At 52.2% G+C, this 12942-nt stretch carries 13 protein-coding genes and 3 pseudogenes; 10 read left to right on the top strand and 6 right to left on the bottom strand.

Annotated elements, in window-relative coordinates:
• Positions 1 to 27: 27 nt before the first annotated feature.
• The 4 genes from IEY38_RS19730 to IEY38_RS19715 all read left to right on the top strand — a co-directional run bounded on the left by IEY38_RS19730 (position 28) and on the right by IEY38_RS19715 (position 1988).
• A complete protein-coding gene (locus IEY38_RS19730; RefSeq protein WP_188980488.1) occupies positions 28 to 468 on the top strand; it encodes a hypothetical protein in 441 nt (146 codons plus the stop codon).
• A 53-nt stretch (positions 469 to 521) separates the two neighbouring features.
• On the top strand, positions 522 to 794 hold the full coding sequence (locus IEY38_RS19725; protein ID WP_188853918.1) for a helix-turn-helix transcriptional regulator: 273 nt from the start codon (positions 522 to 524) through the stop codon (positions 792 to 794).
• A 57-nt stretch (positions 795 to 851) separates the two neighbouring features.
• Positions 852 to 1670 carry an N-6 DNA methylase gene (locus tag IEY38_RS19720; protein WP_188980486.1) on the top strand — a complete coding sequence of 273 codons (819 nt, stop codon included), beginning with the start codon at positions 852 to 854 and terminating at the stop codon, positions 1668 to 1670.
• Between the two features lie 63 nt (positions 1671 to 1733).
• Positions 1734 to 1988, top strand: a complete 255-nt coding sequence (locus IEY38_RS19715) for a DUF7389 domain-containing protein (RefSeq protein WP_188980484.1) — start codon at positions 1734 to 1736, stop codon at positions 1986 to 1988.
• A gap of 129 nt (positions 1989 to 2117) precedes the next feature.
• On the opposite strand, the gene IEY38_RS19710 is transcribed toward IEY38_RS19715, so the two are convergent.
• The 4 genes and pseudogenes from IEY38_RS19710 to IEY38_RS19700 all read right to left on the bottom strand — a co-directional run bounded on the left by IEY38_RS19710 (position 2118) and on the right by IEY38_RS19700 (position 4694).
• Positions 2118 to 2507 (bottom strand): hypothetical protein, encoded by a 390-nt coding sequence (locus IEY38_RS19710; RefSeq protein ID WP_188980482.1) that lies wholly within the window; start codon positions 2505 to 2507, stop codon positions 2118 to 2120.
• Between the two features lie 295 nt (positions 2508 to 2802).
• A pseudogene (locus IEY38_RS21880) lies at positions 2803 to 2907 on the bottom strand (site-specific integrase); the annotation flags it as partial.
• A 624-nt stretch (positions 2908 to 3531) separates the two neighbouring features.
• On the bottom strand, positions 3532 to 4074 hold the full coding sequence (locus tag IEY38_RS19705) for a hypothetical protein (protein WP_188980480.1): 543 nt from the start codon (positions 4072 to 4074) through the stop codon (positions 3532 to 3534).
• Positions 4075 to 4247: 173 nt separating this feature from the next.
• Positions 4248 to 4694 carry a hypothetical protein gene (locus IEY38_RS19700; RefSeq protein ID WP_188980478.1) on the bottom strand — a complete coding sequence of 149 codons (447 nt, stop codon included), beginning with the start codon at positions 4692 to 4694 and terminating at the stop codon, positions 4248 to 4250.
• Positions 4695 to 4799: 105 nt separating this feature from the next.
• Here IEY38_RS19700 and IEY38_RS19695 point away from each other — a divergent pair, with 105 nt between their 5' ends.
• The 3 genes and pseudogenes from IEY38_RS19695 (at position 4800) to IEY38_RS19685 (ending at position 6538) form a co-directional block, all read left to right on the top strand.
• Entirely contained in the window at positions 4800 to 5270 is a 471-nt protein-coding gene (locus IEY38_RS19695; RefSeq protein ID WP_188980476.1) for a hypothetical protein, read from the top strand.
• Positions 5271 to 5385: 115 nt separating this feature from the next.
• Positions 5386 to 5574, top strand: a pseudogene (locus IEY38_RS19690) (site-specific integrase); the annotation flags it as partial.
• A 169-nt stretch (positions 5575 to 5743) separates the two neighbouring features.
• Positions 5744 to 6538, top strand: a complete 795-nt coding sequence (locus tag IEY38_RS19685) for a hypothetical protein (protein ID WP_188980474.1) — start codon at positions 5744 to 5746, stop codon at positions 6536 to 6538.
• Between the two features lie 655 nt (positions 6539 to 7193).
• Here IEY38_RS19685 and IEY38_RS21440 read toward each other — a convergent pair.
• Together IEY38_RS21440 and IEY38_RS19675 are read right to left on the bottom strand one after the other, a co-directional pair.
• Positions 7194 to 7688 carry a hypothetical protein gene (locus tag IEY38_RS21440; protein ID WP_229775394.1) on the bottom strand — a complete coding sequence of 165 codons (495 nt, stop codon included), beginning with the start codon at positions 7686 to 7688 and terminating at the stop codon, positions 7194 to 7196.
• 333 nt (positions 7689 to 8021) lie between these two features.
• Positions 8022 to 9044, bottom strand: a complete 1023-nt coding sequence (locus IEY38_RS19675) for a tyrosine-type recombinase/integrase (protein ID WP_188980472.1) — start codon at positions 9042 to 9044, stop codon at positions 8022 to 8024.
• Positions 9045 to 9624: 580 nt separating this feature from the next.
• Between IEY38_RS19675 and IEY38_RS19670 the strand changes: the two genes are divergently transcribed.
• From IEY38_RS19670 to IEY38_RS19660, 3 genes and pseudogenes are all read left to right on the top strand, one after another.
• Positions 9625 to 11073 (top strand): cytochrome ubiquinol oxidase subunit I, encoded by a 1449-nt coding sequence (locus tag IEY38_RS19670; RefSeq protein ID WP_005533831.1) that lies wholly within the window; start codon positions 9625 to 9627, stop codon positions 11071 to 11073.
• A complete protein-coding gene (locus tag IEY38_RS19665; RefSeq protein ID WP_005533830.1) occupies positions 11066 to 12061 on the top strand; it encodes a cytochrome d ubiquinol oxidase subunit II in 996 nt (331 codons plus the stop codon). Before IEY38_RS19670 ends, IEY38_RS19665 begins: the two co-directional genes overlap by 8 nt.
• Before the next feature lie 107 nt (positions 12062 to 12168).
• Positions 12169 to 12933, top strand: a pseudogene (locus IEY38_RS19660) (deoxyhypusine synthase family protein).
• The last annotated feature ends 9 nt before the right edge of the window (positions 12934 to 12942 follow it).

Raw genomic sequence — 12942 nt, 5'->3', positions numbered from 1 at the left:
TTCTCTAGCGACTGAGAGAATCCAATAATGAGCAGTAAATACCGACGTCGCAATCGCGGTCAGAAAAAGCTCAAATGGCGCTGGAAAGACGAGACAGACAACCGGTTGCTGCCCCAATCGTGGGCTGATAAGGGTCGCATAGAATCTCCCGAAGAAGACGAGGTACAACTGTACGCAATCCAGTGTCGGGCTGGGCTTTTGCTTGAGTGGCTGGTTAATACACGAACTGGGAAGCTACTCAGAGGACCACTGAGCGAGAAGCCGGGGCTTCGCGTACTGTACGTCACCGCTGACGGTGAACACGCGCTGATGAAAGAGCTGGATGCCCGGGAAACAGACGACAGTTGGAAGCCGCCCAAGCAGTTCGCCAGTGTCATCGCGAAGGACAGAGAAGAGGTCGATCCGGTTCCAGACTCCAGCCAAGACTGCTACCGCCGCTTGGCCGAAAACCTGTATGGCGTGGATTGAAAACGGCGATTTCATACCAATATGCTCATGTATGTAATATTGTAACCGCGAATATGCATGACCTGACAGGATTCCAACGAGACTTATTGTTCGTAGTCGCTGGGAAATCCAAACCGGCTGGTGTCGCGATCAAAGACGAAATGGAAGAGTACTACGAGAAGACGGTTCATTACGGCCGACTTTATCCAAATCTGGATACGCTCATCGACAAAGGTCTCGTTGAGAAAGGGAAGAAGGATCAGCGGACGAATGCCTACCGTATCACCAATCGTGGGCGTCGAGAGATTCAAGCCCGGCGTGACTGGAAGAATAAGTACTACAACTGACTAGATTCACGACTGTCGGCAGGCCAGGTTTTGTGACTCTCTCTGGGCTGAGAGAGCATGGCTTCTCCACAAATCGACGTCGACGAGATTGTTGAAACGCTTGAGCAGATCCGTCAACGAGGGCACAGCGCCCACACGGTCTTCCAAGACTGGGTCAACCTCATGCTGTTTGCGCTGCAGCGCCGGGACGATCCATATCTGGAGATTGTCGACGACTACCGCACGCGCGGCGACATGGACCATCCCGAGGGGAAACGGTCAGTCGACCTCTTCTCGAAAGCGTTCGGCCAGCTCCAAGAACGAATGGTAGCCACCGATGCTGACGTTCTGGGCGCTGCTTACGAGGAGTATGGCATGTCAAGCGATGCCTTCGGCCAGCACTTCACGCCGCATACGGTCTGCGAGATGATGGCTGAAATCGCCGGCGTTGCAGGCGAGAGTGAAACTCACGGCCGGCAGACGGTTCTTGACCCGGCCTGTGGGAGCGGTCGGATGCTACTAGTCGCCGGTCGAAAACAGCCAGACGCGCTATTTTTCGGGCAGGACAAAGACCCTCTTTGTGCCCGGATGACAGCGCTGAACTGTTGTTTCCTGAATCTGGACGCCTACGTTATCCAGGGCGACTCGTTGACTGTCGAGTTTCAGCAAGCGTGGCAAACCTCGTACTCTGCGTTGGGTGGCAGCGTTCGCGAGCTCGACGAGGAGGAAGTTTCTGAACTTCGTGAGTGGGTGACCGATGCCTTCGAGAACACGGTCGAGGACGGCACCCAGTCCAGAGCAACAGAGAGAGCGGGCTCGGAGGATCGAACAACTCCGGTTACGGCGTCTGTTCCGAGTGAACAGGCCAGTCTGGGTGCGTTCGAGAGCAGCGATTAGGGGCTGTTTTGTGTGCCCCAGTCGGGTGAGGGGCGTTCCAGTGAGAGCGTCCTGAGAAGAACCATGTCAAACGAAACAGACGAAGATCCAGACTCAGTTGAGAAAGTAGAACGAACAGATGTCGGCTGTAGCATGGAGGCTCGGCTGAAACGAGGAACCGGGACACGAGACGAAGACACTGTGACGATCAAGGCGAAAGGTGAGACTGCTGAGGAAACGATTGCAGAGTTCCACACGCTCTTAGAAGAGCACGAAGAGGATATCAGTGGCCGACTCCGGGATATTCAGCCCAAACAAGACGAGGAAGTCGACGAGTAAGACTCTCTGCTTGGCTCCTACCGAAGATCCTGAAGCAGTTTTATCCAGTTTCTGTTATACAGCAAGGTGCCGCGAATATTCTCAGCACTCCAGACTAATGGTCGATGGTTGGGACTTGGTGTATTCAGTTCACATGGGGCCGTCAATTAGATCATTTTTAGACCCGCTCCTACTGCTCCCAATGACAGTGGACCCTGATTTTGAGTGGGCAGAAAACGTACTGCCATTCTTACTTCTTGGCGGCTTATACGGATTTTCACCGCAGAATTCAAGCTGAACAGGCATTTCTGTCTTTCTTGGGAGAGACGAGAGGCGGCGTCCATTGACTGGAATGGCTCCGTTCTTTCTCATGACCATTACTAATGGAAATTCGCCATCTAAAAACATCTTGATACGAGAACTCTGGTCTGGGGCAGAATCCATTGATAGAGCTCTCATAAGTGCATCTAATTCAACGCCCAGTACGTTTGCTACAGCTGAGTGATCTACGTGCAAGAAACTGCCGTATGGAGATTCCATCAGAATATTCTGACTTGAACTTAAGCGAGAAAAGCAGCACCATACAACATCTAGTGGGGACGGGCTACTAGGATTAGATACCAATTTCCAATTTGTGGACATCATTTCAATTCCTATTAGAAGCTATATGATATTTGGGGTTACTTTGCACACCTCGTGATCAGCCGATTCAGTTGATACTTCCTGAACCGGAGTATCTCGATTGCTGTATGGAACTCCTATATTCAGCAGTCGATACTGAATAATACCACCTAATGAGCAGTTTCTCGACAGATTAGGTAACAGCCCTCTGTTTTTATTCCCCACCACCGATGATATCGTTCGCTTCGTCCCGCGTTCGTTTCGCGGCCTCCCGTGCGTAGCCTTCGTATGTTGTCTCGATGGACTTGTGCCGCAATACGCCTCGAGGAGGGCGAAAACGCCCGCAAGGGCATATTCGACGGCCACGAGTTCTTGTTACATAGGTGGTGTAAAAGATGTCAATGTGCATTCTCTGAATCAGCGAATGCAAACAGGAGTTACTGAACAAGCGACTTCACCAGCAACGACTTGTCCAATAAGCCGTGAATCGGTCAGTACAGAGTATGTAGTCAGCATAACGTCTGAACCTTTTTTAGAGATCGCTCTTGTGGCGTAAATTGTTGGTGACCACTCCGTCGTTGGGGTCTGGCCGATAGGTCTCCTTGTTCGGCCGGCCCCGCTTCATATCTGGAGAACCGTGTCGCCAGCTCAAAGTATAGAAAATCGCCGGACTGCTCTCCACCAACAATGTTCTACACAAGAGCGTTAGAGATTTCTCGTATAACTGGAATTACGCTGCTCTGAGGCAAGTCTCTCTCCTATTTAAGAGTCGGCCTCTGTCGTCGGCCTCCGGTACAGAACTTCGGTGGAGAGTAGGTGGCGATAGGCCGTATAAACGGCCCTAACGGAGCACGTGCTACAGTGCGGATTCAGAAGATGAATGATGGCTTGCGTTGTCTGTGAGATTTGACGTGGTTTCTCTCACAAAGACCATTTAGCAGAATCAGTCGAAGACCCAATATTCAAATTCAACATTGGTCTCAGAAGATGACTCTCTAAGCCGTAATACGAGGGCATATCGACCATCCATCTCAACTGGGAACTCATATACGGACTGTTCTGGGTCTACTGGAATCGTTTCTAGAGGGTCACCCGTTTCCCAGTCGCCCCCTTGTTCAACTTGATCACGAATACGAGTCCATTCTTGATATGTATACAGCCCAGCGAATCCACCAACTGTGGGAAACTCGGGTATCCGGACTCTGAGTGTATTTTCGCCGGTATTGCGAAAGGTTTCAGCGAAACCCTGTCCGGGTTGTAGCAACACGTTTTGTCGTTCATGATATAGAGTCTCAGACTGTGCCGACGGTGTCGCTTGTAGATCTTCGAGAGTCCCGACATCATCAAGGTCAACACCATCTGTTCCTTCGCTTGACTGATTATCGCTCCCTTCGGCAGATTGGTTGCCAAAATAATCCCCACCGGCTTTTAGCGCTCCTACCCCGAGAAAAACCGCAAGCAACACATTTCGACGACTTTTACCCATGCTCTCATCTTAGAATTATGTGACATATATATTTGTATAAATTTCATATCGCGTGTTAGTTGAGAAGTTGGGAAGCGAATAGGCTGTGAGACAGCAGGGTTATTGAACTCACAGACTGGCTCATCGATACAGTAGAAATGCCCGGTGAGCTTCCATGAGAGTGGAACATCCAATTAAAGTCGAGCCTGCAGGTCTTTGATTAGGTTCAGAACCTCCGCATCCTCGAGAGTCTCAAATTCGATCTGCGCAAACGGCCGTGGACCCCCAGCTGGGCCTTCAACAGTAAATTCATCCTCAGCAACTGCCAGGATACCGAGTCGGATTGCTTCCCGTGTTGCCGTGTTGGGTTTGTTGTCGAACTCGGAGACGAGTTCGTCCGCCAATGCATCAGAAATCTCTGTCCGAAGTTCCCCCGTTTGGTCTCCCAAACTGATTTTCGCAAACGGGCGTGGGATACCGAGTGGTCCTACAATCTCCGGTTCCAGCTCCTCTTTGCGGATCGTAACTCCGATCTGGATGAGATCAGCCGCAGTTTCACTGATAGTATGGTCACGCCCAGCGAGGTCCGATATGAGTTCTTTAAGTTCGTATTCAACCCGTGGGTTCAGTGAGGTTGCCATGCTTGGAGTAACCGAGAGAAAGATAAAAAGTCTTGGCAATATATCGAATCGTCTATTCGACGATTTGGCGAAAAGTATAATACAGTGGCTATGAATCGTATCCGTATGGCCAACAGTCGACGCTCGCGCTCAAGCCGCAAAGGTGAGGATGCAAATGTCAGCTATTCCATCGCGACTCCGTTCACGAACAAGGACGCTACGATCTTCCTCTTCGACAACGACGATGGGACAGTTGAGGTTCTCATCGGCGACATCCCAACACCGTCTCGATATTATAAGAACTACCAGACCGATGACCGTGAGAAGCACTACCAGCATGGTGTTGCGAGGTGGATACTCGACGATGCAGGCCGAGAGCTCAAGCAATGGGATTACAGTACGTCTTCATCGAAATCCCGGAATCCGAATTACTACCTTTGTGATGTGTACTTTGAATGTGACGAGGCTGAAGTCAATGAGGCAGTACTCGCTGCGAAGCGGTTCCTCACCACATTAGAAGAGAAAGTAGTCATGCAAAAGCAGCAGTTTGGGTCGAGCTTCACCGACTCTCCACAGCAAGCCCTCTCCTCCCGTTGATTACGGGTATCAAAAGACCTCGCACGCGTCGGAATCAGGCACGTTTGGACACGAAGGCGAACCGACTGCACTACCGTTGGCAATCGGACCTCTCTCGGTAGGAAGCCAGGCGGCCGACGACGACTTTCAGAAAGTGAGCACCCACGATCTCCGGCGGTGGTTCGCACAGCGCCTGCTGGTAGACGAACAGATGAACCCGCGCGTGGCTATGGCGGTCGGTGGCTGGGATAGCTTCGCCGCGATAGAGCCGTACCTGAACGCTCACAGTGCCAGCGTCATCGACGACGCTTTCGCAGAACTATGAACACCTCCTTGCCTGAGGGACAAAGGACCCTGTTCCACTGGTGAAAGGCACGGAGCGGAGAGATCTACGGTCACTACCAAGACGGGCGCGTATATACTCGGTGAAAATCATTTAGAGAGGTATAATTACCTATGGGCATAGTTTGTTGGAAATATCTATTGAGGGTTAGATGAATAGAATCACCATGCACTTATCACGTCGTCAGGTGATTGCCGCTTCAACTATTCTATTTGCAGGGTGTGCAAGTAGTAGTTCGTCAGAGAGTATAGAATCAGAGACTACGACCGAAAGGCGACAAACAACGAATAGCAAGAAATGCTATCCACAGCCGTATATAGAAACTCCCGCCGATAGAACAGAGTATGCGGTTGGTTTGTATGAAGATGGTTATGATGTTCTTGAAAGTGCACAAGAAAATTTAGGAGTTATAATGGGGCCCGACGGGATAATGTTGAAAGAGAATACGGGTGTTGACGCAAACTATATTCAGGGCTTAGTGGTGGAACGGAGAGACGAAGGAGATACGGTCATCTCATTAATTGTAAGGACAACAGATCAAAGTGCTTTGTACGATATGAGAAATGACCGATTTTATGATGCCATTGAAAAACTTCGAGAGCTACAAGAATACTTAGACAATCGAATTAATGGAACGACACACTTTGACCCGCCTTGGGAAGAATGTGAGCAGTTTATTGACCAGTGCGATGTTAAGAATCAAGATTTATTCGTGAAACCAGTAAGAAATGGATTAGCAGCGACAAGGCATCTGAAGTCTGCTGCCTCTCTGTTCGAGAGAGAATGTAAATCATATTTAGATAATGATGCCAGCTTTGAGGAGAGTGTTTCTGAGGCAGAAGATCTTCAAGAAAAAGCGATTTCAAAACTATATTCTGCCGCAGATAAGTATCCACGGACTCCAGAAAGTCTAGAAAATGAAGCATTAGTATATCGTAGTGATTAGCGCCGCGTTCTTATGGAGCAAATTATTTCGGTAATCTCGCAGGCTATCAGGACGTATAACCGGCATGCTGCAATTGAACGAACCAACGAATTATTGAGAAACTCCATCTCGGGCGGACGTACTCCCGAGACCGCGTCTAAACCTGAGGTCAAGCCTTTTTCCACCATCCCTCTGTCTCGTCGTCGCGATCATCAACTCTGAATGCGGAGACAATTCAGGAAACACAGTGATCACAGTATGTCAGGGTTTCTGTAATGTCAGTGAAGAGCTATTACTCAGAATCGGGCTCAGAAGTCGATCTGCGATTTGGTTCCTTTTGTCGTTCTCGCAATTTATTTGTAAAGCTACCTTCCACTTCGCCATCGTATTCCCCTTTCTGTTGAGAAGCTTGGGTACTACTATTTCTCATAGCGATGATTCCGACACCTCCTATAATAGATAGAATTCCAATCCCAATTGTCGGTCCTCTTATTGGATTAGTAGTTTTCACTGAGCTGGTGTAACAGTCTTGTCCAAAGCTTGTAGGGTCGTCAATGCATGCCTCTGACGTATGCGTCGACGTTGCAGGCATAGTGATTCCAGTCAATAGGGTTACAATTCCAACTATTGAAATTAAAGCACCAATAGCTATGACTTTCTGACTATCGCTCATATTTTATGGCATCATCGCTGCGGTCATCATTAACCCAAAGAGGACAGTAAATGCCATCATAACGATGAATGTAATAATAAATCGGACGCCCATTGTTGACTGGTCATCTCCAAATTCGCTTGAGTTCGCAACTTCTTTGGATTCTTGGGGAGATATATCTTGAGCTAAATCATCAAGAAGGTCGTCTACATTCTCTTCTCGGAGATCGTTAGCTATGTCAAGAAACTCTGATTTAATATCCTCTGGATTTGTAGCCATGTCCATAGATACCTGCTTCTCAGCGTTCACCTCGACAACCGTTTTATTTTCACTTTCCTGCATCTCAGGAATATCTACGGTTAACCGGGCACCGTTGCCTCCAGTTAAAGAAGCTTCCTGTTTTCCGACAATACGTTGACCTTCATCTGTATAGGCATCAATTGACTGCATCCGCTCCATGCTGGCACAAATAATTGTCTTCGAATCTTCACGGGAATGCTCAAGCGCAACAGTCGTCATGTATTTTGGATGAGTTTTGTCTTATAAGTAAGTTTATGTTCCTAGATGTAAAATTAGTATATTAGATTACATTATATAATATGTCGGTTATCTATATTTTCTTATCTAAGCGGATTGTAATATATCAATTTACATATATTAGTAGCGTCTGGAAAGCCAGTCTAAAATGTAGACATATCGCTGACACTGACTGGCACTCACCTATCATACTACGAGCGCACCATTGACCCGTACGGGGCCATTTGGTAGTAAAAGCTCTCAACCAGTCCAGTTGTTGTCAGTAGCAGAGGTGTATGAAGTATTCTATGACTGGCTGGGTTTGACTCACTCAGTCTACTCACCGCTGATGATATTGTTCGCCTCGTCACGGGTCCGCTTCGCGGCTTCTTGCGCGTAGCCCTCGTGTGTTGTCTCGATGGACTTGTGTCTGAGTACGTCCTGCGCCAGCTGTGGGTTTTCGCGATAGATTTCTCGCCCGAGGCCACGGCGAGCGCCGTGTGGTTTCAGCGGTTCCTCGAAGTCATACTCAGACCACTCACAGAGATCGGCGAGGATGTTGCGGGCTGACTGAGTTGTGATCGACGGCGTTGGGTCCATGGCTTTCGCCGCGTTGTCGAGTCTGGGGAACACGGCTTCGTCTTCATCCGGCTCTCGCAGTCGTTTCCAGCGGCGGAGTGGCCGGAGCGCGTCGTCAAGGATCGGCGCAGACTCACGAGTTCGGTTTTTGCCGAATACCTGCATCGTGCCAGCATCGAGGTCGACGTGTCGCCACCGCAGGCCGTTCCGTTCTTCATCATCAGAAACAGCGACGAGTTCCGCACTACGTGCACCTGAGTACGCGAGTAGGAAGACGAGTGCCTGATCGCGGTATGCCGCCGTGCGGTCGACGTCGCTGCTTTCGCCAGCTTCGTCGACGCGGGCAGTGGCAGTCGCGCAAATGGCTTCGCGGTCGCGTGTGGTCCAGTACTGTTGGTCAGTTTCAGTCTCGTCGGTCGGAAGCGGGCCTTCGGCGTGGTTGGTCTTGGCTGGGTTCGTCGGAATCAGGCCCTCGTAGACAGTCCACGTGAGAAATGAGCGGACGTAGGCGAAGTAGCGGCGGGCAGTCTCAGGTGAGATATCGTCCCGATCGTCGGCTCGGGCTAGATCACGAGCGTACTGCCGGCAGAGATCATCGTCAATGTCCTTGGGGGTGGTGATACCATGCTGGTCCCGACTCCATGCCGCGAACTTCCGCAGCACGCTGGCGACGTTCGTTCGGTAGCGTCCGGAGTCGATATCGACCAGTCGTTTCTCGATGGCTGCTTCGAGGGCGTCACCCCCGGGCGTAGCGTCGTACTCAGGCGGAAGCCGATCCATGCTTCCCGTACAGCGCCGGTCCGGGTAAAACTGGTGGTGCTTATTTCCCTAATACAAACCTAACCCAAAACCAGAATATCGCCGTTTCAGTATCCTCTATACTGCATTTATTGGCTTTACCGACATTGGTAAATGGCATACCGCTATACGGAATTTGAAACCTTGGAAGTTGAGACTACAGCGGGTTTAGCGGGACTGTAATGCGTACATTTGGACGAATCGTCGAACGGAACCGCTCCAGAATAGCTCTCAACCACCCGTTCCTGCTGAAATACTAACCACATCTCCGAATTCCGAAGACTTCTAAGAGTGTTGCCACCCAGACGCCGCACTATCACGGTGGAAAACCTCACTATCCGATTCCGGTTTCCTTCTTCAACAGCGTCAGCGTATTATTTGCCGTCACCATCGGCGAGTGTTCGTACTTACCAGTCAACTCTCTCTATCAGATTTCGTCTACTCATCCTGCAATTGAGGTGTAGAAGAAGTACGGTTCTAATAATGGAATACTTTGTGGTGAATTCTCCAAAGTGGAAACCGAGGACCTATTCATAAGCTATTGTGCTGTAGCGTGAGGTGAATGGGTCCAATCATACCACTGAACGCCGTCAGCCCAGTGTGGGCGGCGTCCCTCTCTCCGAAACTCGCGAGCCGCATGCAGTTCGGATGGACAATCTCCGTTCACATCATCTTCGCGTCCCTTTCGATCGGGCTCGCCCCGTTTATTATCTATTTCACTTGGAAAGACGTACGCACGAGCGAGCAGCGGTATGCGCGATTGCGCTCGTTCTGGGTGAAGGTTTTCGCTGCCGGCTTCGTGATGGGTACAGTTACCGGGATTCCGATGAGCTTCCAGTTCGGCACAAACTTCCCACAGTTCGCCGAGGTGGCCGGTGAACTGATCGGCGGCCCACTGGCCTTCGAGGCGAAGATGGCGTTCTTCTTAGAGGCTGTCTTCCTTGGCGTGTTGCTGTACGGCCGCGACCGCGTTGAGGACCGAACATACCTCATCTCGTCGGTACTCGTCGGCTTCGGCGCTTGGCTATCGGGGTTCTGGATCCTGATCGTTAACGCCTGGATGCAGACACCACGGGGCTACGAGATGGTCACCCGCAACGGGATGGAGGTCGCCAAACTAACCGATCCGTTCGCCGCGTTCCTCACCCCACGAATGCCTTGGATGTACGTCCATATGATGAACGCGTCGGTTATTTCGGTCGCACTACTGGTTGCAGGCGTTTCGGCGTACATCGTATGGAAAAAGCCCGACACTGAAGCCTGGAACACCGCACTCAAGATGGCTGTCGTACTCTTGATTGTCTCCGCACCGTTCCAGGCGGTCCACGGCGACGCCTACGGCCGCCACGTGGAGGAGACCCAGCCACAGAAGTTTGCCGCGATGGAGGCTCACTACGAGACGGGGCAGGCCGACCTACACCTGCTTGCGTTTCCGAAGTCACCCGAAGCACTCACCGACCCGCGAGCCGAGAACCTCGTCACCGTGAGCCTCCCCGCAGTTGGGTCGTTCCTCGCCAGTGGCGGGGACTTTGACGCCGAGATCATCGGACTGAACGAGTACGATGAAAACCCCCCTGTAGCACTCGTGTTCTGGTCGTTCCGTTTCATGGTCGGGCTCGGGTTCTTGTTTATCGGGCTGGCGCTGTGGGGCGGGTACCTCATGTACCGCGGGCGACTGTCTGACAACACACGCTACCTGAAGGCGATGATCGCTGCATCGCCACTCGGCTACGCAGCGTTGCTCACTGGCTGGTACGTCACCGAGATCGGCCGCCAACCGTGGGTCATCCAAGACGAACTCAGGACTAGTGAGGCGGTCTCCTCAACACTAACCGGGACGGAGGCGACGCTGACCCTAGTCGGTTTCGTTGTCGTCTACGTCGGGTTAGTGTTGACAGCCCTGTACACCCTGAAGTGGCTGATCCGGGAGGAACTCCAGTTACTCGGCGTCCGAGAGTCGAGTGAGGGCCGCTGGCACGGTCCGCTCCCAGGAGTGAGCGATGATGACTGACTCGCTGTTGCCCGTCGACACCTACCTCGTCGAGTCGCTGCCGGAGATATGGTTCGGTGCCGTGCTGTTCGCACTGGGGATGTATGTCGTCCTCGACGGATTTGACTTCGGCATCGGAATACTGTACGCAACCCGGACGGACGAACACGAGCGGGAGACCTTCCTGTCGGCGTTCGGTCCAGTCTGGGATGCCAACGAGGTGTGGCTCGTCGCCTTCGGGACGATGCTGCTGGCGGCGTTCCCACGGGTGTACTCCCGCCTCCTTGCGGACAATTATTTGGTCGCAATTGGGGTGGTCCTCGCATTGGTGTTCCGTGGACTCGGCCCGGAGCTTCGCGAGCAGCGCAATGATGAGCGGTGGAAGCGCTACACCGACTACGCCTTCGTCGGGGGCAGCGTGTTCGCGCCGCTGCTGTTTGGAATGCTCGCCGGCCGCTGGCTGTTCGGCGAGGCGACGCTGCCGGTTGTGCTGACTGGTGTCGGCTTGGTCGCGGTCTCGGTCGTCACAGGTGCGGCGTTCCTCGCGGCCAAAACCGAGCCCGGCCTAGCGTCAGAACTACGTACGTACGGCATCGGTGCAACACTGGCATACCTTAGTGGGGTTATCGTACTGCTGGGAACTGTTGTCCTGACCGACGCGGGTGGCGCCGCTGACACAGTGCTCTCGCTTCCCGTGGCTGCAGTCGTCGCCCTCTCGGTCGCCGTGGGGCTGATCGGGAGCGTGCTGGCCAGACGCGGCCAGTACCGGGCCTGGCTGGCGAGCGCACTGGCGCTCCCCACACTGTTGACGATCTTGGTCGCAATTCTGCTGTACCCGACGATCTATCCGCCGACCGGGCTGCTGGTTAGGGAAGTGGTCGTGTCGCCGCTAGCGCTGAACCTCGTGACCGTTCTCGGATTCCCGGTGCTGCTGCTGGTGCTGTGGTACTTCAAGTTTCTCTACGGCGTGTTTAGCGGCCCAATCGAGGGTGAGGGCTACGGGGGGTAACCCCACCGACTTCTTGCCGTCCCGTTCTCTGCTCAGTACACTTGTGTGTACCGAGAAGCAACGACCAGTCTCGAACGATTCAAACCGGCATCCTGCTAATTGCCGATATGGACGACGAGTCACACGAGCATATTGTTCCGGGAAGTGACGAATTTCTGTCCACGCTAGACGTGTAGGGCTATGATTTCCGTGGAGAATTTGATTTTCAGGAGTCGTTGGAGGCATATGCAACGATGGGCTTTCAGCTAATGCGACTCGCGGAGGCTATCGACATCGCCGAGTAAATGCAAGACGCCGATGCCACAATCTATCTCACATGCACGTCGAATATCATCTCATCGGGGCAGCGTGAAGTTGTCGCCTATCTCGTTCGCGAAGGATACGTCGATGTGCTTATTACGACTGCGGGGGTACTGGCGGAGGGTATCATCAAGACGGCGAAGCCGTTCAAAACGGGGAGTTGGATGCGTACGAAGCCGCGCTCCGGGAACAGGGTATTAACCGCCTTGAAAATCTCTTCGTCCCTTCCGACCGATACGTCTGGTTGGGGCAATACCTTCAGGACTTCTTCGATGATTTGACTCGCTTATCGAGGATGGGATGCTTGCTGATACGACAGGCCTGACCGCAATCGGAGGCGGAGTCCCGAGAAACCATGGGTTCATGACAAATCTGTTCCGAGGTGGGGCTGATTATATCGTCTCCATCTCGACGGGTATGGAAGGGGATGGATCACTCTCTGGAGCACCCCGAACGAGGCAGTATCGTGGGGAACAAAAATCAAAGACGATGAACAGACGAATTATACGCAGGTTGAAGCAGAAGCAACGCTCGTCTTCCCACTGCTTGTAGCGGGTACTTTCAGCGAGTAGGTGCGAACC

Source organism: Haloarcula sebkhae, assembly GCF_014647415.1.
Classification (GTDB): domain Archaea; phylum Halobacteriota; class Halobacteria; order Halobacteriales; family Haloarculaceae; genus Haloarcula; species Haloarcula sebkhae.
This window is presented reverse-complemented; position numbering and strand designations above follow the sequence as displayed.

Excerpts from the sequence above, each read along its gene's own strand:
- IEY38_RS19730 (WP_188980488.1), top strand. The coding sequence starts at position 28 with ATGAGCAGTAAATACCGACGTCGCAATCGCGGTCAGAAAAAGCTCAAA.
- IEY38_RS19725 (WP_188853918.1), top strand. The coding sequence starts at position 522 with ATGCATGACCTGACAGGATTCCAACGAGACTTATTGTTCGTAGTCGCT.
- IEY38_RS19720 (WP_188980486.1), top strand. The coding sequence starts at position 852 with ATGGCTTCTCCACAAATCGACGTCGACGAGATTGTTGAAACGCTTGAG.
- IEY38_RS19715 (WP_188980484.1), top strand. The coding sequence starts at position 1,734 with ATGTCAAACGAAACAGACGAAGATCCAGACTCAGTTGAGAAAGTAGAA.
- IEY38_RS19710 (WP_188980482.1), bottom strand. The coding sequence starts at position 2,507 with ATGGAATCTCCATACGGCAGTTTCTTGCACGTAGATCACTCAGCTGTA.
- IEY38_RS19705 (WP_188980480.1), bottom strand. The coding sequence starts at position 4,074 with ATGGGTAAAAGTCGTCGAAATGTGTTGCTTGCGGTTTTTCTCGGGGTA.
- IEY38_RS19700 (WP_188980478.1), bottom strand. The coding sequence starts at position 4,694 with ATGGCAACCTCACTGAACCCACGGGTTGAATACGAACTTAAAGAACTC.
- IEY38_RS19695 (WP_188980476.1), top strand. The coding sequence starts at position 4,800 with ATGGCCAACAGTCGACGCTCGCGCTCAAGCCGCAAAGGTGAGGATGCA.
- IEY38_RS19685 (WP_188980474.1), top strand. The coding sequence starts at position 5,744 with ATGAATAGAATCACCATGCACTTATCACGTCGTCAGGTGATTGCCGCT.
- IEY38_RS21440 (WP_229775394.1), bottom strand. The coding sequence starts at position 7,688 with ATGACGACTGTTGCGCTTGAGCATTCCCGTGAAGATTCGAAGACAATT.
- IEY38_RS19675 (WP_188980472.1), bottom strand. The coding sequence starts at position 9,044 with ATGGATCGGCTTCCGCCTGAGTACGACGCTACGCCCGGGGGTGACGCC.
- IEY38_RS19670 (WP_005533831.1), top strand. The coding sequence starts at position 9,625 with ATGGGTCCAATCATACCACTGAACGCCGTCAGCCCAGTGTGGGCGGCG.
- IEY38_RS19665 (WP_005533830.1), top strand. The coding sequence starts at position 11,066 with ATGACTGACTCGCTGTTGCCCGTCGACACCTACCTCGTCGAGTCGCTG.